Annotated in this window: 22 protein-coding genes and 1 pseudogene; 12 read left to right on the forward strand and 11 right to left on the reverse strand. The window is 69.5% G+C overall.

Features of this window, described 5'->3' with window-relative positions; genetic code table 11:
• The first annotated feature begins 144 nt into the window (after nucleotides 1-144).
• Genes ACF1ED_RS05020 through ACF1ED_RS05030 form a run of 3 tightly spaced genes read left to right on the forward strand, consistent with a single transcriptional unit; the run spans nucleotide 145 to nucleotide 2,860 of the window.
• Nucleotides 145-1,104 (forward strand): ABC transporter substrate-binding protein, encoded by a 960-nt coding sequence (locus tag ACF1ED_RS05020; protein ID WP_391756999.1) that lies wholly within the window; start codon nucleotides 145-147, stop codon nucleotides 1,102-1,104.
• 41 nt (nucleotides 1,105-1,145) lie between these two features.
• Nucleotides 1,146-2,096 carry an amino acid ABC transporter permease gene (locus ACF1ED_RS05025; RefSeq protein WP_391757000.1) on the forward strand — a complete coding sequence of 317 codons (951 nt, stop codon included), beginning with the start codon at nucleotides 1,146-1,148 and terminating at the stop codon, nucleotides 2,094-2,096.
• On the forward strand, nucleotides 2,093-2,860 hold the full coding sequence (locus tag ACF1ED_RS05030) for an amino acid ABC transporter ATP-binding protein (protein WP_391757001.1): 768 nt from the start codon (nucleotides 2,093-2,095) through the stop codon (nucleotides 2,858-2,860). Before ACF1ED_RS05025 ends, ACF1ED_RS05030 begins: the two co-directional genes overlap by 4 nt.
• Nucleotides 2,861-2,918: 58 nt before the next feature.
• Here the strand turns inward: ACF1ED_RS05030 and ACF1ED_RS05035 are convergent, their stop codons facing one another.
• Complete coding sequence (locus ACF1ED_RS05035) at nucleotides 2,919-3,668, reverse strand: class I SAM-dependent methyltransferase (RefSeq protein WP_391757002.1); 750 nt, start codon at nucleotides 3,666-3,668, stop codon at nucleotides 2,919-2,921.
• 115 nt (nucleotides 3,669-3,783) lie between these two features.
• Here ACF1ED_RS05035 and ACF1ED_RS05040 point away from each other — a divergent pair, with 115 nt between their 5' ends.
• The gene (locus tag ACF1ED_RS05040) at nucleotides 3,784-4,422 is read left to right on the forward strand and encodes a CGNR zinc finger domain-containing protein (protein WP_391757003.1); all 639 of its coding nucleotides are present in this window, start codon (nucleotides 3,784-3,786) and stop codon (nucleotides 4,420-4,422) included.
• On the opposite strand, the gene sodX is transcribed toward ACF1ED_RS05040, so the two are convergent.
• Nucleotides 4,317-4,751: a nickel-type superoxide dismutase maturation protease gene (gene sodX, locus ACF1ED_RS05045; RefSeq protein WP_391757004.1), complete on the reverse strand. Its 435-nt coding sequence runs from the start codon at nucleotides 4,749-4,751 to the stop codon at nucleotides 4,317-4,319. The two genes, ACF1ED_RS05040 and sodX, sit on opposite strands and share 106 nt — an antisense overlap.
• Nucleotides 4,752-4,893: 142 nt before the next feature.
• On the opposite strand from sodX, the gene sodN reads away from it, so the two are divergent.
• Nucleotides 4,894-5,289, forward strand: coding sequence for a superoxide dismutase, Ni (sodN, locus tag ACF1ED_RS05050; RefSeq protein WP_030207400.1), 396 nt, complete (start codon nucleotides 4,894-4,896; stop codon nucleotides 5,287-5,289).
• Between the two features lie 7 nt (nucleotides 5,290-5,296).
• On the opposite strand, the pseudogene ACF1ED_RS05055 reads toward sodN, so the two are convergent.
• Nucleotides 5,297-5,740: pseudogene (locus tag ACF1ED_RS05055) on the reverse strand (tyrosine-type recombinase/integrase); the annotation flags it as partial.
• Between the two features lie 164 nt (nucleotides 5,741-5,904).
• On the reverse strand, nucleotides 5,905-6,570 hold the full coding sequence (locus ACF1ED_RS05060; RefSeq protein ID WP_391757005.1) for a hypothetical protein: 666 nt from the start codon (nucleotides 6,568-6,570) through the stop codon (nucleotides 5,905-5,907).
• 87 nt (nucleotides 6,571-6,657) lie between these two features.
• Here ACF1ED_RS05060 and ACF1ED_RS05065 point away from each other — a divergent pair, with 87 nt between their 5' ends.
• On the forward strand, nucleotides 6,658-7,791 hold the full coding sequence (locus tag ACF1ED_RS05065; protein ID WP_391757006.1) for a hypothetical protein: 1,134 nt from the start codon (nucleotides 6,658-6,660) through the stop codon (nucleotides 7,789-7,791).
• A 2-nt stretch (nucleotides 7,792-7,793) separates the two neighbouring features.
• Here ACF1ED_RS05065 and ACF1ED_RS05070 read toward each other — a convergent pair whose 3' ends face one another.
• Together ACF1ED_RS05070 and ACF1ED_RS05075 are read right to left on the reverse strand one after the other, a co-directional pair.
• Complete coding sequence (locus tag ACF1ED_RS05070) at nucleotides 7,794-8,612, reverse strand: class I SAM-dependent methyltransferase (RefSeq protein WP_391757007.1); 819 nt, start codon at nucleotides 8,610-8,612, stop codon at nucleotides 7,794-7,796.
• A complete protein-coding gene (locus tag ACF1ED_RS05075; protein ID WP_391757008.1) occupies nucleotides 8,609-9,946 on the reverse strand; it encodes a helix-turn-helix domain-containing protein in 1,338 nt (445 codons plus the stop codon). Before ACF1ED_RS05075 ends, ACF1ED_RS05070 begins: the two co-directional genes overlap by 4 nt.
• 104 nt (nucleotides 9,947-10,050) lie before the next feature.
• Here ACF1ED_RS05075 and ACF1ED_RS05080 point away from each other — a divergent pair, with 104 nt between their 5' ends.
• From ACF1ED_RS05080 to ACF1ED_RS05100, 5 genes are all read left to right on the forward strand, one after another.
• Nucleotides 10,051-10,551: an ATP-binding protein gene (locus ACF1ED_RS05080; RefSeq protein WP_391757009.1), complete on the forward strand. Its 501-nt coding sequence runs from the start codon at nucleotides 10,051-10,053 to the stop codon at nucleotides 10,549-10,551.
• On the forward strand, nucleotides 10,548-11,663 hold the full coding sequence (locus ACF1ED_RS05085) for a hypothetical protein (RefSeq protein WP_391757010.1): 1,116 nt from the start codon (nucleotides 10,548-10,550) through the stop codon (nucleotides 11,661-11,663). The genes ACF1ED_RS05080 and ACF1ED_RS05085 overlap by 4 nt, the downstream gene beginning before the upstream one ends.
• Nucleotides 11,660-12,025 carry an ASCH domain-containing protein gene (locus ACF1ED_RS05090; RefSeq protein WP_391757011.1) on the forward strand — a complete coding sequence of 122 codons (366 nt, stop codon included), beginning with the start codon at nucleotides 11,660-11,662 and terminating at the stop codon, nucleotides 12,023-12,025. Before ACF1ED_RS05085 ends, ACF1ED_RS05090 begins: the two co-directional genes overlap by 4 nt.
• 335 nt (nucleotides 12,026-12,360) lie before the next feature.
• Nucleotides 12,361-12,903: an SLATT domain-containing protein gene (locus tag ACF1ED_RS05095; protein WP_391757012.1), complete on the forward strand. Its 543-nt coding sequence runs from the start codon at nucleotides 12,361-12,363 to the stop codon at nucleotides 12,901-12,903.
• 7 nt (nucleotides 12,904-12,910) lie between these two features.
• Complete coding sequence (locus tag ACF1ED_RS05100) at nucleotides 12,911-13,780, forward strand: nucleotidyltransferase (RefSeq protein WP_391757013.1); 870 nt, start codon at nucleotides 12,911-12,913, stop codon at nucleotides 13,778-13,780.
• Nucleotides 13,781-13,936: 156 nt separating this feature from the next.
• On the opposite strand, the gene ACF1ED_RS05105 is transcribed toward ACF1ED_RS05100, so the two are convergent.
• Nucleotides 13,937-14,389, reverse strand: a complete 453-nt coding sequence (locus ACF1ED_RS05105; protein WP_391757014.1) for a hypothetical protein — start codon at nucleotides 14,387-14,389, stop codon at nucleotides 13,937-13,939.
• A 316-nt stretch (nucleotides 14,390-14,705) separates the two neighbouring features.
• On the reverse strand, nucleotides 14,706-15,665 hold the full coding sequence (locus ACF1ED_RS05110) for a LysR family transcriptional regulator (protein WP_391757015.1): 960 nt from the start codon (nucleotides 15,663-15,665) through the stop codon (nucleotides 14,706-14,708).
• A gap of 188 nt (nucleotides 15,666-15,853) precedes the next feature.
• On the opposite strand from ACF1ED_RS05110, the gene snpA reads away from it, so the two are divergent.
• Nucleotides 15,854-16,513: a snapalysin gene (snpA, locus tag ACF1ED_RS05115; protein WP_391757016.1), complete on the forward strand. Its 660-nt coding sequence runs from the start codon at nucleotides 15,854-15,856 to the stop codon at nucleotides 16,511-16,513.
• A gap of 39 nt (nucleotides 16,514-16,552) precedes the next feature.
• On the opposite strand, the gene ACF1ED_RS05120 is transcribed toward snpA, so the two are convergent.
• From ACF1ED_RS05120 to ACF1ED_RS05130, 3 genes are read right to left on the reverse strand one after another with little or no spacing between them, the layout of a single operon-like run.
• Nucleotides 16,553-16,969: a DUF6304 family protein gene (locus ACF1ED_RS05120; RefSeq protein ID WP_391757017.1), complete on the reverse strand. Its 417-nt coding sequence runs from the start codon at nucleotides 16,967-16,969 to the stop codon at nucleotides 16,553-16,555.
• Nucleotides 16,970-17,011: 42 nt separating this feature from the next.
• Nucleotides 17,012-17,275, reverse strand: coding sequence for a hypothetical protein (locus tag ACF1ED_RS05125; RefSeq protein ID WP_391757018.1), 264 nt, complete (start codon nucleotides 17,273-17,275; stop codon nucleotides 17,012-17,014).
• A gap of 36 nt (nucleotides 17,276-17,311) precedes the next feature.
• Nucleotides 17,312-17,893: a dihydrofolate reductase family protein gene (locus ACF1ED_RS05130; RefSeq protein ID WP_391757509.1), complete on the reverse strand. Its 582-nt coding sequence runs from the start codon at nucleotides 17,891-17,893 to the stop codon at nucleotides 17,312-17,314.
• Nucleotides 17,894-17,961 lie beyond the last annotated feature (68 nt).

Genomic DNA, 17,961 nt, shown 5'->3' on the forward strand with positions numbered 1-17,961 from the left:
GATTTTGACATCCGTGGCCGTCGGTTTGAGGCGGTCCGAATGGCAAGATGCCGTAATCACACGAGGTCGCGACACTCGAAGACGCGTACGCGACCCCTTGGCAACGCCTATGGCAACTCCCTCACACGCCGGAGGATCCCGACCATGACCGCACGCTCCACGCGCTGTACGACCGCCGCCAAGACCCGCACCTCCCGTCTTGCCGCGGTCGCCGCCATCGCGGTCGCCGGCTCGATGCTGCTGACCGCCTGCGGTGACCAGACCGAGGGCGGCTCCACCAAGGAGGGCGGCACGGCCGCCAACTCCGCCCCCCTCTTCTCCAAGCTGCCCGCCGACATCCAGAAGGCCGGCGTCATCAAGGTGGGCACGGACGCCTCCTACGCCCCGATGGAGTTCACCCAGGACGGCAAGATCGTCGGGGTCGACCCCGACATCGCCGCCGCGCTCGGCAAGCAGCTCGGCGTGAAGCTCGAGTTCACCTCGGGCACCTTCGACGGCCTGATCACCGGCCTGGAGTCCGGCCGCCACAGCCTCGTCATGTCCTCCATGACGGACAACAAGAAGCGCCAGGAGGGCCTGGACGACGAAGGGAAGAAGATCGGCAAGGGCGTCGACTTCGTCGACTACTTCTCCTCCGGCGTCTCCCTGCTGGTCAAGAAGGGCAACCCGCAGGGCGTCAACTCCCTCGACGACCTGTGCGGCAAGACCGTCGCCGTCCAGCGCGGCACGATCTACGAGGACACCTTCAAGGCGCAGGCCACGAAGTGCGGCTCGAACAAGCTCACGATTCAGGCGTTCGACACCGACGCCGAGGCCCAGACCCGCGTGAAGGCCGGCGGCGCGGTCGCCGACCTGAACGACTACCCGGTCGCCGCGTACATCGCGAAGACCTCGGGCGGCGGCAAGGACTTCGAGGTCGTCGGCAACCAGACCGACGTCGGCCTCATGGGCATCGCCGTCTCCAAGGACGACACCCAGCTGCGCGACGCCGTCAAGGAAGCGCTCGACGCGATCATCAAGGACGGCACCTACGCCGAGGCCCTGAAGAAGTGGGACGTCGAGGACAGCGCGGTCAAGTCGGCCACGATCAACGCCGGCAAGTGACCTGCCCGCTTCCCCCCTCGCACCACTGAAGGGCAGTCGTCATGACTGACAAGCTCAGCAAGGACCCGGCACCCACGCCGTCCGAGTCCGGCTCCCCCGCCGCGCCGTACGAGGCCATCAAAGCCGTGCCCGTACGCCACTACGGGCGCTGGATCAGCGCCGTGGTGGTCGTGGCCCTCCTCGGATGGCTCGTCTACGCCTTCTCCCAGGGCAACATCATCTGGGACACGGTGTGGGACAAGCTGTTCGACCCGTCGATCATCGACGGCCTGTGGAACACGATCATCATCAGCGTCGCCTCGATGGCGCTCGGTCTGGTGCTCGGCATCCTCTTCGCCGTCATGCGCCTGTCGAAGAACCCGGTCACGGGCGCGGTGGCGTGGCTCTACATCTGGTTCTTCCGCGGCACGCCGGTCTACGTCCAGCTGCTGGTCTGGTTCAACCTGTCGCTGATCTTCGAGTACATCAACCTCGGGCCGATCTACAAGAACGAGACCGTGGACGTCATGACGCCGTTCATGGTCGCCCTCCTGGGCCTCGGCCTGAACGAGGGCGCGTACATGGCGGAGATCGTCCGCGCCGGCATCCAGTCGGTCGACGAGGGCCAGACCGAGGCGGCGCACGCGCTCGGCATGTCCCAGACGAAGACCATGCGCCGGATCGTGCTGCCGCAGGCGATGCGGGTCATCGTGCCGCCGACGGGCAACGAGTTCATCAACATGCTGAAGACCTCGTCACTGGTCTCGGCCGTGCAGTACACCGAAGTGCTCCGCGCCTCGTCGAACATCGGCAGCACCTCCAGCGCCGTGATGGAGATGCTCTTCGTGGCCTCCATCTGGTACCTGGCGCTGACCAGCGTGTTCAGCGTCGGCCAGTACTACCTGGAGCGCCGTTTCGCCCGGGGTTCGCTCCGCAGCCTGCCGCCCACCCCGTGGCAGCGGGTCAAGGCGAACCTCACCACCTTCAAGCGGTCCCCGGAGGCGACGCGATGACCGGCGAGCTCATGGTCAAGGCGGAGGGCGTCCACAAGTCCTACGGCGCCGCCCACATCCTCCGGGGCATCGACCTGGAGGTCCGCAGCGGAGAGGTGTTCTGCCTGGTCGGCCCGTCCGGCTCCGGCAAGTCGACCTTCCTGCGCTGCATCAACCACCTGGAGCGGATCGACGGCGGCCGGCTCTCGGTCGACGGTCAGCTCGTGGGCTACCGCCAGAAGGGCGACAAGCTCTACGAGCTGAAGGACAGCGAGGTCGCGGCCCAGCGCCGGGACATCGGCATGGTCTTCCAGCGCTTCAACCTGTTCCCCCACATGACGGCCCTGGCCAACGTGATGGAGGCGCCCATCCAGGTGAAGGGCGAGTCCAAGGCCGTCGCCCGCGAGCGGGCCGAGCGCCTGCTCGACCGGGTGGGCCTCGGCGACAAGACGGGCAACTACCCGTCCCAGCTCTCCGGCGGCCAGCAGCAGCGCGTCGCCATCGCCCGCGCGCTGGCGATGGAGCCGAAGCTGATGCTCTTCGACGAGCCCACCTCGGCGCTCGACCCGGAGCTCGTCGGTGACGTCCTCGACGTCATGCGGGACCTGGCCGAGTCGGGCATGACGATGATCGTCGTCACCCACGAGATGGGCTTCGCCCGGGAGGTCGGCGACTCGCTGGTCTTCATGGACGGCGGCGTGGTGGTCGAGTCCGGCCACCCGCGGGAGGTCCTGGGCAACCCGCAGCACGACCGGACGAAGGCGTTCCTGTCCAAGGTGCTGTGAGGCGCGCGGAAGGGGCGGTACGGGCACGGGCCCGCACCGCCCCTTCCGGCGTCCCCGGCTACTTCACGGCGAGCAGCAGCGTGTCCGAGGGCGAGCACCACACCGGCCGGGCCTCGCCGAAGCCCGCGGCGCGGAGGGTGTCGGCGTGCCAGCCGGCCGAGGGCATGTCGCCGTCGGCGTGGTCGCCGTAGATCTCGAAGCGGCGGGCGGTGGGCTCGGCGAGGGCGGGGTCCTTCGCGGCGAGCGCCCACCATTCGGCCCAGTCGGCGACCCCGGCGGCCTTCTCCCGGTCCATCCGGGCGTGCCGCTGGGCGCGCTCGGCGGCGTTGATCCGCGGGGTGGCCGTGTCGATCATGTGGTCGGCGTTCATGAAGACCCCGCCCTCCCGCACGAGCCCGGCGACCTGCCCGTAGAGGGCGGTCAGGGGGCCGCTGTGGAGCCAGTGGAGGGCCGTGGCGGTCAGGACGGCGTCGTACGTGTCGTACGGCAGGCTCGCGGTCCACGCGGGGTCCTTGAGGTCCGCCGTCACGAAGGTGACCCGCCCGTCGCCCTCGAAGGTGCCGCGGGCGATGGCGAGCAGCGCGGGGTCGAGGTCGACGCCGGTGGAGACCGCGTCCGGGAACCTCTTGAGGAGCCTGTCCGTGATACTTCCCGTACCGCAGGCGAGGTCGAGGACGCGGGGCTTCGGTCCCACCAGTGCCTCGACCATGTCGAGCATGACGCGGAACCGCTCCTCGCGGTCCGGCATGTACCACTCCTGCTGGCGGTCCCAGCTCTGCTGCCAGCCCGCCCAGTCGGTGTCGCTCATGCCCGTACCCTCCGTCGTCGACGCCACAGAAAACCCGAGAACGTAATACCCTCGAAGGGGGAACACCAGTTACCCCCTCGACGCCGACCCTAGCCCGCCACCGTAAGGACTACAAGTGGAACTGGCCTATTACTCGGATTACGCCGTGCGCCTCGTCAACACCGAGGAGCCGGCCCGCGGCAGGGACAGCCTCACCACCGTCGAAGCGGTCAAGGAACTCTTCGGCCCCGCCGGGCAGATGGCCCGCCGGGTCACCGAGGCCGACCTGCCCCGCTTCCGCGCGATCCGGGCCCGGCTGCGGGCCGTCTTCACGGCGGCGGACGAGGGCGACCACACCGGCGCCGTCGACCTCCTGAACTCCCTCCTCCTGGAGTTCCCGGTCAGCCCGCAGATCTCCGGCCACGACCACCTCGACGACGAGGGCCGGCCCCGCTGGCACATGCACCTCGCCGACCACTCGTCCAACGCGACCGCCGGCTACGCGGCGATCTCCGCCATGGGGCTCGCCTTCCACCTGACCGAGTTCGGCGCCGACCGGCTCGGCCTCTGCCAGGCCCCGCCCTGCCGCAACGTCTACCTCGACACCTCCACCAACCGCTCCCGGCGCTACTGCTCCGACCGCTGCGCCACCCGGGCCAACGTGGCCGCCTACCGGGCCCGCAAGCGCCTGGAGGCCGAGCGGGCCGACCGCGGCGACCTCACCGGCCGCACCGCCGAGAACAGCCAGGAGAGCACCGCCCCGGCCGAGCGCTGACGCCCCGGCGTCCACGGCCGGCAGCGCGCCAGCGCCCTCCCGAGCACCAGCCCGGGCGGTACGGCTCCGAAGACCCGGCTGTCCCCCTCGGCGGCCGGGTTGTCCCCCAGCACCCACCAGCCGGCGTCCCGTCGCTCGACCAGCCGCTTCACGATGAGCAGATCCTGCTGGAGCGGATGCCGCAGCACGACGACGTCACCGGCCCTCACCCGTCCGCCGTACCGCACGAACAACCGGTCGCGGTGCAACAGCGTCGGCACCATCGACACCCCCGTCACCTCGGCGATCCCGAACGGCGCCTCGGCCGCCGCGGTAGCCTCCCGCTCCACTCCTGCTCCCCTCGTCGACTCGTACACGAGTCCCGGCCGAACCCCGGACTTTTGACCTAAGCCCCAGGGGGCGCTCGCGAAAACGCCCTTCTCACCGAGTAATCTCCCACTTGAGAAGACGATCACGAGGAAGGACGGCTCAATGCTCTCCCGCCTGTTTGCCCCCAAGGTCAAGGTCAGCGCCCACTGCGACCTCCCCTGCGGCGTGTACGACCCGGCCCAGGCCCGTATCGAGGCCGAGTCCGTCAAGGCCGTCCAGGAGAAGTACCAGGCCAACGAGGACCCGCACTTCCGGGCCCGCGCCACCGTCATCAAGGAGCAGCGCGCGGAGCTCGCCAAGCACCACGTCTCGGTGCTCTGGAGCGACTACTTCAAGGCCCCGCACTTCGAGAAGTACCCCGAGCTCAACCAGCTGGTCAACGACACCCTGAAGGCCCTCTCGGCCGCCAAGGCGTCCACCGACCCGAAGACCGGCGAGAAGGCCCTCGAGCTCATCGCCGAGATCGACCGCATCTTCTGGGAGACCAAGAAGGCTTGATCTCCCTCTAGGCGGCCTGACCTGCACTTTCGCGGGTCGTGCCGCCTAGCTGTCCGCACCCGGTCCGCAGGCCGCCGAGCACGGCGTCCATGACGGCCCGGGTGCGGTCTTCTTCCCCGGGCCACAGGTGCGCGTAGATCCGCAGCGTGATGACGGCGGATGCGTGCCCGAGGACGAGCTGCACCTGCTTGACGCTCGCGCCGCCGGCGATGAGCGCGGAGGCATAGAAGTGCCGCAGGTCGTGGGTGACCATGTGCGGCAGCTCGACGGCCTTACGGCCCTCACACTCGGCGGCCCCGCTCTCGGCCGCCTGGAGCGCCTTGCGGGCGCCGTTCCACTCGGTCTTCCACCGCCAGTAGTCGAGCGGCTCGCCCTCCTCCATGGTGAACAGCCACTCCCTGGACGGAGGTGCGGCGAGATGCGCGAGGAGCGCATAGGTGACGACCTCGCCGTCCTCGCCCATGCACTCGAGCCGGACCGCCATGGCAGCGGCAAGGGGGGAAGGGAACCAGTGATCTCCGTTCGCGGCCATGCGATGGCGATAGCGATCGGTTGGGCTTGGCAGCACCGCCTGCTCCATGTCCACCCCAGCCGAGGCGAGGTTGAACAACAAGATCAGCCATCGTCGTCCACGCCCCCTCGCAGTCCCCACTCATCGAGGCCGGAGTAGATCACTGCGATGCGGCCCCTGGGGAAGTCGAGGGACATGGCCTCCCCGCTGTACAGAGCTACCAGCGAGTCGGGCCCTCTCCACCAGGTGTCAGCCAGGCCCATCACCTCGCGCACCGGCGCATAGCCGTTCAGGTCGATGCCATCCACGTCGTCGCCGACGAGCTTGGTGACCTGCCTTGCCCACATGGATGCGTGGTGAGCCAAAGCGAGCGACTCCACCCAGCCCTCGATGGTCGCGTGGAGAGGCGCCCATTCATCTCCCTGGATACCGAACTCACCAGACGGACTGATCATGAATGAGTAGGGGACTGCGGTCCGCTGCATCCCGGCTTCGAACCACCACCCTGCGGAGTCTGCTTCGGGCGAGTCCGGATCGAGGTACTTGGGGCCTCCGTCGTACTGCGGTGCGGGTGGCAAGAGCAGACCACCCCATCGCTCTTGGTAGGCGGCCATTCGATCGATCACCGCTGCCGGGATGTCCCGCTCAAGCCACCACTGCCTGTGCCCCTCGATGGGACGAACGTCGACCTTGACGCCATGCGCGGCGACAAAGGATCGCGCTCGTCGGGTCAGGCCGTCGGGCACGTCGTTGATGAGGTGAAGATTCACCCGAGGGACGCTACCCAGCAGCCGTGGGGAGAGCATCCTCGCAACCGCCTGGCATGTCCGGCCGCAACGCTCACTACGCTGGCAGGCGTGACCACGCCGCCGACCCCACGACTGACTCTGGACGCCGCCCGTGCCCTTCAGGGCATGCTCCGAACGGCGATCGGACCTGGGCTCACCGAGCAGGAACTCGACGCGGTCGAAACACGGTTCGGCTTCACCTTCGCGGCCGACCACCGCGTGTTCCTCTCCGCCGGCCTTCCGTACGGCTCATCGAGATGGCCCGACTGGCGCGACGGCGACCCTGGAGACCTGGCTGAGCAACTGGCGTGGCCGGTGGAAGGCGTGCTCTTCGACGTGGAGCACAACGCGTTCTGGCATCCCGCCTGGCCGTCGAGGCCGACGGACACATCCGAGGCACTGCACGTCGCGAGGACCGAGCTGGAGGGCGTGCCGCAGCTGGTCCCGGTCTACGGACACCGCTATCTACCCGGCACGGCAGGCGAGCATGGGCACCCCGTCCTGTCCGTCTACCAGACCGACATCATCCTGTACGGGAACGACCTCGCCGACTACATCCACCACGAGTTCGCTGGCCGATCGAGCGGCCTCCTCGCTCGTACAACAGTCGACTTCTGGTCGTACTTCGTCGAGGGCGGTCCGGGCATCGACGTCTCCCTCCCCACGCCGTTCACGCCGTACGCCGGGAGCGCGCAGGAGGCCGTCAACTGCATCCGAATGCTGGCCCTGGAACGCCTGATAGGCCGCCGGCACCACCCAGAGCAGCTCATCGAAGCCGGCCTCACGGCCCTGGTCCTCGACGTCGAGACGGAGTCCCTCCCCCTCCTCGCCGGCCTGTCCCGCTCCGAGCACGAGCAGGCCGACACCTTGTTCGACCAGGTCCTGGACGAACTCGGCCTGCTCCAGGACCTCCCGGCCGACACCACCGACCTCTCCGGGGAAACGGCGCGCTGGGAACTCGTCCGCTGGTGGCTCCGGCTGATCGTGAACGGCGGCCTGCACCCCGCCGCCGGCGGTGACCTGATCACGTACGAAGGATGGGGCGCACTGGCTCGCCCGCAGTCACTCAGACCCCTGGTCGACATGACCGACGCCTACAACGACTGGGCAGCGATCCAACGCGGCAACCGGGAACCTCTGGCGGAAGAGATCACCGAGGAGGCAAGACGCCTGCTCACCGGGCCCTGGCCACCACTGGGCTGATCTCACCGGCGGCAGACAAGGATGCCGCCAAGGCAGGTGACCTCGTACGCGCCATTGCGGGCGATGTCCTCGGCGACGAGGGCCCGGGCCCGTTCGATGGTCGCGTCGAAGGGCACGTCGTGCTGGTCTGCCCAGGCTCGATACGAGGCCATGTGGGCGATGACGGGCTCGGGGTGGCGGACGGTGATGGTCCCCGGCAGTTCGGTGACCTCCACCTGTCCGAACTCCTCCCCGAGGAAGGCCGGAGCCTCCTCCAGGGAGAAACGGGCGCTGAGAGAGATCCGGGCCGGGCCGCGCTCGACGCCGAGGACGTCGCCGGCGGCCCGCTGCCAGAGGTCGTCCATCTCGGCCTTGTCGCGGTCACTGTTGGTGGAGACGACCACCAGCCCGTCACGGGCGACGACCCGGGCCAGTTCCCTGACCGCCTGAGGGATGTCGGGTACGTGGTAGAGCATGTGGAGCGCGAGGGCGGCGTCGACGCTGCCCGTCGCCAGTGGAAGCCGGGTGGCGTCCGCCACGGCGATCGGGCCGGGGACGCCGGCAAGGATGCCGGGAGCGATGTCGAGGCCGAGTAGGGACAGGTCCAGTCGGTCCTGACGGAGCCGCTGGATGAACTTGCCGTTGCCGCAGCCGATGTCGACGACCCGCCCACGTACGTCGCCCAGCTGCTCGGTTACGAGGCCGGGGAGGTCGTACCGCGGCGTCTGCCACTGGTAGAGCGACTGCCGGGCGGCCAGGTCCCGGTCTCCGTTGTAGGCGCTGCCCGCCAAGCGGGTGCGGTCGGTGACGGCGGCGTCGTAGGCGGCGGAAAGGTCGGTCATCTCGACAACTCCGGAGGGTGGGCTGCGGGCAGGGACGCACGGACGGCCGTGTGCTGGAGTCGTTCGCGCAGGTGCACTGCCTGCGCGGCTCCACCGTACTGCGGCCCTTCCAGCTCCCGCCCGAGAACGATGAGCCGGCGCACGATACTGGCCGACATACGCTCCGGCGAGGACCGAAGAACGAAGCCGAGCGTTTCCTCCGTGCCGTCCAGATCACCCAGGAGCAGGTGCCCGCTTGCGAGATCAAGGTGTGCGGCGAACAGGTCGCCGACCGACTGGTCGTCTCCGTCCGCGCCGCGATAGAGGCGGATCGCCGTCTCCGCACTGACGATGGCCCGGTGGACGTGCTCCTGCCCGCCCGCGGCCAGGAGGGTCGTGCCGGCGTACGCGAACTGCTTGGCCGCGGGGAAGTCGAAGACTCCCAGTACCTCGTCCTGGCCCGAGATCGCCTCGCGCGATCGTTCGGCATCCGACAGGGCGGCGAGCGCGCCTGCCGAGTCGCCGACTATCGCCAACGCCCGCGCCTCCAGACTCGCCAGCCGTGCGCCGATGCTGCCGCTCGCCCTGTGCCGCCGTCCGGCCTGCGCGAGCCGGGCCGCCTGCTCGTACCGCCCTGTCCAGTACGCGATCAACGACTCCACGGCCCGTACCCAGGCCAGCATCCCCTCGTGCCCGGCCGCCTCAGCACAGGCGCGTGCGGTGCGGGCGTGGGTGGCGGCGGAGTCGTAGGCGCCGAGGTCGAGGCAGACGTGCGCGGACAGGCCGCAGAGGCGAGCAGCGGAGAGGTACAGGTCAGTGGTCTGCCGAGGGTGCTGGCGCCCGCGCAGTAGCTCGAAGGCCCCGTCCCGTAACCGCCTGATCTCGACGTACTGCTCCATCAACGGGTGGCTGACGTACGTACGGGCGAGCCGGCCGACGTCTGCCTCCAGCTGCTCCACGACGAACTCGTCGGCGTTCCGCTGCGCGATGAAGCGGGCGAAGTCCGCCGAACGCACCGCGTCCTCCGCGAGCGGGTCTCCACGGAAAGGAGTGTCTTCGGACGGCAGCACCGACGGCACGATCTCGGCCTCGGCGGCGTCGGCCTCGTCCCGCTGCCCCTTGCTGACGGCAACAGCCTGGTCGAGCACGGCGACATCGACACCGAAGACCTGCGCCAGGTACTTTCGGGCGTAAGGAACTGGAACTCGCGCTTCGCGCTCGTACCGCCCGATCTCCTTGCCCGTCTTCGCGGACCGCCCCTCCAGGGCGTTGAACTCGTCAGCGACCCTCTGCTGACTCCAGCCGCGCGCGGTACGCAGCCGGACGAGTAAGGCGCCGATCCCCGTCTCGCCCATGCCGTCTCCTAGGAGCACGTGACCTCTGGCCCCCATAGTGGCCCCCGCCTTGGCCCCCGCGCTGGCTCCCGACCCGAATGAGTTAAGCCGCTTTCCTGTTGCCCATGGCAAGCAGACTCACCAACCAGACCACCGACGCCACCCCGATCCGCCTTCCGGGCACGGGTCGGCACCGCACCACGCTGTTCCCCCGCCGCCGGACCACGCCGCGTACCGCTCGCGACTTCGTCGTCTCCACCCTGACCGAATGGGGTGAGACGAGCCGCCTCGACGACATGCGGCTGTGCACCTCGGAGCTCGTCACCAACGCCGTGCTTCACGGGGTGCCCGTGGGCCGGCTGGTCCTCGTACGCGTCGAGTCCCTCGATGAGGAGCTGCGGATCGAGGTCCACGACAGCAGCGAGAACAGGCCGACGAAGCGCGTTCCCGAGGAGTCCGCCGTCGACGGCCGCGGTCTGCTGATCGTCGCCGCGACCGCCGACAGCTGGGGCGTAAAGGAGCGGACGGGCGCCGGAAAGTGTGTCTGGGCCGCATTCGACCGTGCCAAGAACGGGGCCGCGCCCCTGCCGCCCCACACCACCGGCCCCCAGGGAGGCACCTCGTGACCACCCATCCCGTCTCGCCGAACACCGTTCTCGCCAATGCCCTCCACCACGCCGAGGACGTCCTGACCCCACGCATCCTGGCCGCCCCGCCCGAGCGGATCGTGCTGGTCGTCGGCACCCAGATCAACGGCGCCCCACACATCGGCACCTCGCTCGTGCAGTCCCTGGCCTTCGCCATGGCGACCCGACTGCGCGACCGCTTCGGTCTCCCCACCGAGGTGCTCTTCAGCGCCCTCGACAACGCCCCGTACGAGCTGGCCACCGACCTCGCCAGCGGCCACCGCTACCAGCGCGCCTACGCCCAGGCCCTCGGCGAGCAGGCCCTGCTCGACCTCATCGCCGCCCTCTACCAGCCCCTCTTCACCGCCCTGTCCAGGCGCCTGGGCATCCCGCACCGCATCGAGACGTACACCCAGCAGCAGGCCGGCGAGCACTACCGCCGCACCTGGCTCCGGTTCCTGCCCCGCATCGACGCCGCCCGCTGGTGGCTCGCCCCCTCCACCGGCACCCCGCACCTCCGCGTCCCCTGCCCGCACCACGATTGCGGCTGGGCCGAGAAGCACGCCGAACGCACCCGGGTCCGCCTCACCGGGCCCGAGTCAGCGGTGGTCACCGCCGTCTGCCTCCACCACGGCCCGTACGAGGCCACCATCACGCCCACCGCCGGCGGCTACCTCGACCTGGCCACGCTCTACCGCAACCTGGTCAAGGAACTCGCCCTGACTAGCCCTCAGGGCACCCTGTACGTCATGGTCAAGGGCGGCGACTGGGTCTTCGGCTCCCACCTCGTCGACGAGGCCCTCCAGGCCGTGGGCCTCACCCGCGCCCAGCTCCCGGCCCGCCTGTTCTGCCCCCAGGTCGTCACCGACACCGGCGCCAAGCTGTCGAAATCCCTCATACGAGAAGGCCGTGCCCCCTTGCCCGAGGGCGCGGCCCCTTGGATGCTCGACACCCGGCAGTGGCCCGCCACCGTCACCGAGTACGCCGACAAGCTGCTCACCATGACCGAGACCCTGCTCTCCGACCCCCGCCACTTCTTCCGCTCGTACTCGGCCGCAGAGATCGGCCGCCTGATCACCGCCCCGTCCCCCAGGAGCGTTCCCTCCCGATGACCGACCGCACCCCCCGCGTCCGCGAGCTCAACCTCTACCGCCAGTACTTCGAGCTCGTCTCCGCGGGCACCAAGACCATCGAGGTGCGGGTCAAGTACCCGCACCTCGCGGACCTCGCCGCCGGCGACACCATCCGCTTCCGCATCAAGGACACCGACGAGACCTGCGACGTCGAAGTCCTCCGGGTCACCGAGTACTCCGACTTCGAGGCCCTCCTCGGCGGCGAGGGCCCGTCCCACGTCAACCCGACCGCCACCCGCGACCAGCAGCTGGCCAACATCCGCACCATCTACGGCCCTGAGAAGGAAGCCCTCGGAGCCCTCGCCATCGAGATCACCCTTTCGCGAGCATGCCAGGCGTGACAGTCCCATCCGGGTCGTTCGCTCTGGGTCCCTGGTCTCCCCATCGGCAATCAGGCGACGGGAATCGGTGACGGTCAACTCGATCAACGGGCTGTCCTGCCGCTCGGCATTAACAGGCCCTTGCGGCGTTGACGCCCAGCAGTCACGGCGCCAGCGCGGCGGCTGTCCGGTCTCTGCACACCTGGCGAACGACCGCTCAAGCTGGCGAACTTTGGGCTCTCTTGTCCCGATGAACCTGGCGAAGGTGGCAGGCAGGAAGTCCACGACGGCGGGAGGGCCGCCGGACGGTGAAAACCGCGGACTAGCTGTCACTGTCTGCCCGTACCTTGGTCGGCATGACGGAACCTGATGGCCCAACCGAGGCCACACGCCGAAGCGCGATAGAGACCGAACTGAAGCGGCTAGAAGAGAGCGCGAAGTACAGCGGGCAAATGCAGTTCGAGCTGACCAAGCAGTGGCGCGGTGTCAATCTTGGGCTCGGTCTGCCAGCAAGCGTGCTGGCAGGCATCTCTGGCGCTGCCGCGCTCGTTTCCACAGCCGGGCGGGTCCCTGCTGGCATCCTCGCGCTCGTCGCGTCTGGTTGCGGTGCCATCCTCACCACCATCAACGCCTCGCATCGGATGAACCAAGCTGCGGCGGCAGGCAATGCCTACTTGGAGATCCAGACCGCAGCCCGTCAGGCCAGGGAGATCGACCTGCCTTACTCGTCCATCGATGAGGCACGCCAGGCCCTGGCCGAGCTCACGGCTCGGCGGGATGAGCAGAACAAGACCGCCGAGCCCCCGAACAAGCGGGCCTACAGGCGGGCCCAGCGCAACATAGACGGCGGCGGGCAGACCTATGCCGTCGACGAATCGACCATGCCGACGGGGCGGTAGAGCAGCGATGACACTCACGGTTTCCCAAGCATTCGGCGTCTTCTTGGAACGCCTCACACCCCTCCAGAGCGATCGAGACGCCAAAGCCCGGCATAGGTCCAGCGTCGAAACCTCGCTGAAGGGTTCCACTCGTTTCGGCGTGTACCTCTTCCGCGAGACCGGATCATTTGGTCACGGAACCGGCGTTCGGAACCACTGCGACGTTGATCTGCTGGTCAGCATGACCGGCAGCAAGCCCACTTCCGACACCGCTCTGCAATGGGTGAAGGAAGCCCTGAAAGCCAGCTTTCCGGCGACCACCGTCGAGATCCGCCGGCCCACCGTCGTCGTCAGGTTCGCCGGTGGAGCGGAGCAGTGGGAGATCCTCCCGGGGTTCCGCACGTCCCCCAAAGGCACAACACCCATCTACGACATCCCCGGACCAGCCAACGGGTGGATGAGTTCGGCCCCGACAGTGCACTTGGACTACGTCAACGGGGTCAATCAACAGGCTGGCATCGTCGGCGGCGCGAAGAAGTTGGCCCGTCTCGCCAAGGCGTGGAAGTACTACAACCAGGTACCAATCTCCTCCTTCTACCTGGAGATGCGTGCAGCCCAGTACATGGCGGTCCAGACACACTTCAGTGCCGCCCTACATCTATGCGGCTATCTGGAGTGGCTCGACAAGATCGCGCTAGCAGACATGAACGACCCCCTGGGGAAGGCAAGCCGGTTCTCCGCGTGCTCCAGCACGGCAACGAAGACAACGGCCTTGTCCAACCTCCGCACCGCCGCGACTCGCGCCCGCAAGGCCGTCACCGCCGAGAATGCCTACAACATGCCGCAGGCTTTCGACTACCTGAACCTGCTGTTCGGCCACCAGTTCCCCAAGCGCTGACTGGCCGGTACCCCTGCGGGCGGGAACAGCAGACCTGCGACCGTTGTGTACGCCCCCGAGGGCCTCGACGCTCCCGTGGAGCGGACAGTTCCCGCCAAGTAGCGGCGAGGGTGCCCACGGCCTCGCCCCCGGGCCGTCCGGCTGCCAATCTTGCGATCAGTGGAACCAGACGACAAGCCGCACCTGGTCCGCTCCGTGGAGTTCGCCGAGCGTTCGCATCACGCTCCAGACCGGTCCCCAGTCGGTCTCGTTCCCCGCGACGCCGTCGCGACTGCGCGTACCGGAACCGTCCGTTTCGCTCCAGTCAGCGGCGGCGAGCTCGGACCAGGTGATCCACGTTGTGCCGTGTACGTCAGGAGGGCCGCCGTAAGTGGCGTACTCGGTTCGCAGTGCCTCGGACGCGTCGGCTGGAAAGCCGCGGCCTTCGGCCAGCGGACGGAAGCCGAAGGAGTTGCGGATGCCGAAGAGGCAGGCGAGGCCGTCGTAGGCGTTGCCGTTGTTGACGAGGAAGAGGTCCATGGCGACCCACCACACGGAGTCCTCGTCTTCGGGGCCCCAGAGGCGGGCTCCCGGGCGGCACTCGATCATCCCGCTGACTTCGGTAGACATAGCGGGATCGTGCCCGACGAGCGCCTGGCGCGGCATCCGTATTTGCCGCCACCACGCTGCGCCCATCAGTCCAGCTTGAACGCAGTGTCGCTCGTGCCGGGTCCTCGGCCAGTCCGCACACAATCCGCAGGACACCCGATCAAGACCGTCGCACCCCATCGCCACCCAACACCAAAAGGCCAGGTCAGCGACCTGCGGCACTCATCCCCACAGGTCACCGACCCGCCCCATTACTAGGAGACCAAGAAGGCCTGACCCGGCCTCTCCCTGTCGAAGGGGTCCCGCCGTCACGAGCGGTGGGGCCCCTTCGGTGTGTCTACGGGTGGGCGGGGAGGAGGCAGGGGGCGGCCGTGCCGCCGGCGTGGAGCCAGGCGCGGTAGGGGGGCGAGCGGTGGGCGGCTTCGCGGTAGGCGGCGGTGAGGTCGGTGTGCAGGGGGTCGAGGGGGGTGCCGGGGCGGGCGTAGAGGAGCAGGCGGACGGCCAGGGGGTCGCCGCGGAGGGGGCGGACCGCCAGGTCCTCGCGGGGGACGGAGGTCGGCTGGCAGGGGGCCACCGCCTCGCCCAGGGAGATGAGGGAGGCGGCCGTGTGGTAGTCGCCGTGGAGGAGGGGCGGGGCGATGCCGGCGGCCGTCAGGACGCGGCGCAGGCCGTCCCACTCGCCGTCCACGTTCGGGTCGACCATCCAGTGGTCGCGGGCCAGGTCCGCGAGGTCCACCACCGTCCGGGCGGCGGCCGGATGGGTGGGGGCCAGGGAGACGAACTGGGGCTCGCGGGCGACGAGGACGCGGTGGACGAGGCCGTCGGGCACCTGGAGGGGGCAGCCCTCCACCTCGTGGACGAAGGCCACGTCCAGGCGGCCGGCCGCCAGCTCCCGCAGCAGCGCGTGCGCGGAGACGTCGACGCGCAGGCCGACGTCGGCGCCCGGGAAGCGGTCGCGCAGCCGCCGCAGCCAGCCGGGCAGGGCCCGGCTGGCGGTGGAGCCCACGCGCAGCCGCGGGCCGTCGGCGCGGGCCGCCTCCGCGCGGGTCTCGGTGACGAGCGCGGCCATGTCGGCCACCAGCGGGCGGGCCCGGCTGAGGACGGAGCGGCCGAGCGGGGTGGGGCGGCAGCCGGTGCGGCCCCGGGAGAAGAGCTCGGCGCCGAGCGCGTTCTCGATGCGGCGCAGCTGGGTGGTCAGGGAGGGTTGGCTCATGCCCAGTTGCCGCGCGGCCTTGTGCAGGCTGCCGGTGTCCGCGATGGCGCAGAGCGCGCGCAGGTGTCTCACCTCCAGCTCCATGCGTCGAGCGTAGGGCGGGGTTCCGGTCCCGCACCAGATGGCCGGATGCGCTCAACTCTCCTTAAAGGGGGGCCAATTGAGGATTGCCGAGGGTGGTGATGCGTCCGCGTTATCGGGAGTCGGCATCCTTCCCCCGCTCCCCCGTCGCCCCGAGACTCACTCCCGACCCCGATCAGGAGGAGCCCCCCATGCGACACCCCAAGGTCCTCACCCGCACCCTGACCGCCGCCCTCGGCCTCGGTCTGGCCGTCTCGCTCGGTGCCGCGGCGCCGGCCGGCGCCGCGCCCGACACCGCCGCGGACCGGTCCGCGCGGGCGTACGCCGCCTACGCCGGTTCCGCCGAGGAGGCCAGGGCCAACCAGGCGTTCTTCGACGCCGTCATGAAGTCGGTGGCGAAGAAGCGGGCCGCGGCCCCGAGCGCCACGGCGGCCGTCACCGTCGTCTACAGCGCGTCCAACGCGCCCAGCTTCCGCACCCAGATCGCCCGTTCCACCCAGATATGGAACAGCTCGGTGGTGAACGTGCGGCTCGTCGAGGGCAGCAACCCGGACTTCCGCTACTACGAGGGGAACGACTCCCGGGGCTCGTACGCGAGCACCGACGGGCACGGCAGCGGTTACATCTTCCTCGACTACCGGCAGAACCAGCAGTACAACTCCACCCGCGTGACGGCCCACGAGACGGGGCACGTGCTCGGTCTCCCGGACCACTACAGCGGTCCGTGCAGCGAGCTGATGTCGGGCGGCGGCCCGGGCACGTCCTGCCAGAACGCCACCCCGAACTCCCAGGAGCGGGCCCGCGTCGACCAGTTGTGGCGCTACGGGCTCGCTTCGGCCTTCAAGGGCTGACCGGTACGGACCCCGCCAGGGGCCCCGAGGGCGCCGTCGTCACGCGGCCGACAGGATCCGCCGGCCGAAGTCGGCGCCCTCGGGGAGCTGGCCGCGCAGCCGGGCCAGCGCTCCCTCGAAGTCGCCGCCCGCGACGACCGCCTCGAAGGCGGTGCCGCCGTAGTGCAGGGTCAGGCTGAGGTCGGCGCGCTCACCGAGGGTGAGCAGGCAGCTGAGCGTGGCCTGTTGGGCGGTGCCGTCGGTGACGACGGGGAGCGGCAGGTCCCACTCCAGGACGCATCCGGTGAGGGCCTCCCCGCCCTCGCCGGCGGTGAGCGCGGCGAAGCTCGCGCCCGTGTACTCGATTCCCCTGACGCGGACGGTGAGGTGCCCGCCGTCGGCCGTGATGACGAGCGCTTCCGCACCGCGGCGGTCCCGGTACCAACCGGTCCAGACTTCTGTCGACTCCGATGACATGCGCGGACTGTAGCGGTATGACCGGCTCCGGCGCGCGGCCGGTCACCCGGTGGCCGGACTTCTCCCGTTCTCGCCGTTCTTGCCGGTGACCTGCGTGGTAGTGGCTTCCGTACCCTCGGAACCCTCGGATTCCACCGCCTCGTAGAGCGGGCAGTCGGGGTTGCGGCAGGGCCGCACCTGCCACTCGGGCACCCAGGCGCCGAGGACCTTGTGCCGGGTGGCCGCGACGGCCAGAGCGCTTCCGCAGGCCGGGCACTTCGGCGCGGCCAGCGGGTCCCGCGTCGTGCGGGGCGTCTCGTCACCCATGTCTCCAGGGTAGGCCGCCCCGCCGCGGTCCGCCCGCTACCGCTTCCTGGTGTACGTGCGGACCAGCACGCCGTTGTCGAAGGCGCGGACGGTGCCGAGCGCGAAGTCGCGGGGCTCGAAGCCGGCGCCGAACATCGGCATGCCGGAGCCGTACACCTGCGGGTAGGTCTTGATGACCAGCTCGTCGATCTCGTCGACGAGGGCGCCGGCGACGGTGGAGCCGCCGCAGAGCCAGACGCCGAGCCCGCCGTCCTCGGCCTTGAGCTCCCGGATCCGGCCGACGAGGTCGTCGGCGATCAGCTCGACGTTCGGGTCGGGCGACTCGGCGAGCGAGCGGGTCGCGACGAGCTCGCGGAGGTGGCCGTACGGGCTGGTGATGCCCGCGTCCAGGGCGATCCGGTACGAGGCGAGGCCCTGGACCACCGTGTCGAAGTGCTTGTTGTCGGCGTCGATCCCGAGCGCGGCCCGTGCGTGGGCGGGGATGGTCTCGGGGTACTCGGCGTTCATCCACGCCTGGTACTCCTCGTTCACGAAGGAGTACATGGACGAGGCATCGCCCTGCGGGTCACCGATGAAGCCGTCGATGGAGCAGGCGATGTAGTACGTCAGCTTGCGCAAACCGGGTCCTGTTTCTTTCGGGGGCGCGGCCGCGAGCGCGACCACGACAGACATAGTGCTTCATCTGT

It is taken from the genome of Streptomyces sp. NPDC014656, assembly GCF_043084305.1.
Lineage (GTDB): Bacteria > Actinomycetota > Actinomycetes > Streptomycetales > Streptomycetaceae > Streptomyces.

Coding starts and splice junctions, on each gene's coding strand:
- ACF1ED_RS05080 (WP_391757009.1), top strand. CDS start 10,051: ATGGCAAGCAGACTCACCAACCAGACCACCGACGCCACCCCGATCCGC.
- ACF1ED_RS05095 (WP_391757012.1), top strand. CDS start 12,361: ATGACGGAACCTGATGGCCCAACCGAGGCCACACGCCGAAGCGCGATA.
- ACF1ED_RS05070 (WP_391757007.1), bottom strand. CDS start 8,612: ATGACCGACCTTTCCGCCGCCTACGACGCCGCCGTCACCGACCGCACC.
- ACF1ED_RS05100 (WP_391757013.1), top strand. CDS start 12,911: ATGACACTCACGGTTTCCCAAGCATTCGGCGTCTTCTTGGAACGCCTC.
- ACF1ED_RS05110 (WP_391757015.1), bottom strand. CDS start 15,665: ATGGAGCTGGAGGTGAGACACCTGCGCGCGCTCTGCGCCATCGCGGAC.
- ACF1ED_RS05125 (WP_391757018.1), bottom strand. CDS start 17,275: ATGGGTGACGAGACGCCCCGCACGACGCGGGACCCGCTGGCCGCGCCG.
- ACF1ED_RS05025 (WP_391757000.1), top strand. CDS start 1,146: ATGACTGACAAGCTCAGCAAGGACCCGGCACCCACGCCGTCCGAGTCC.
- snpA (WP_391757016.1), top strand. CDS start 15,854: ATGCGACACCCCAAGGTCCTCACCCGCACCCTGACCGCCGCCCTCGGC.
- ACF1ED_RS05120 (WP_391757017.1), bottom strand. CDS start 16,969: ATGTCATCGGAGTCGACAGAAGTCTGGACCGGTTGGTACCGGGACCGC.
- ACF1ED_RS05090 (WP_391757011.1), top strand. CDS start 11,660: ATGACCGACCGCACCCCCCGCGTCCGCGAGCTCAACCTCTACCGCCAG.
- sodN (WP_030207400.1), top strand. CDS start 4,894: ATGCTCTCCCGCCTGTTTGCCCCCAAGGTCAAGGTCAGCGCCCACTGC.
- ACF1ED_RS05035 (WP_391757002.1), bottom strand. CDS start 3,668: ATGAGCGACACCGACTGGGCGGGCTGGCAGCAGAGCTGGGACCGCCAG.
- ACF1ED_RS05030 (WP_391757001.1), top strand. CDS start 2,093: ATGACCGGCGAGCTCATGGTCAAGGCGGAGGGCGTCCACAAGTCCTAC.
- ACF1ED_RS05020 (WP_391756999.1), top strand. CDS start 145: ATGACCGCACGCTCCACGCGCTGTACGACCGCCGCCAAGACCCGCACC.
- ACF1ED_RS05075 (WP_391757008.1), bottom strand. CDS start 9,946: ATGGGCGAGACGGGGATCGGCGCCTTACTCGTCCGGCTGCGTACCGCG.
- ACF1ED_RS05105 (WP_391757014.1), bottom strand. CDS start 14,389: ATGTCTACCGAAGTCAGCGGGATGATCGAGTGCCGCCCGGGAGCCCGC.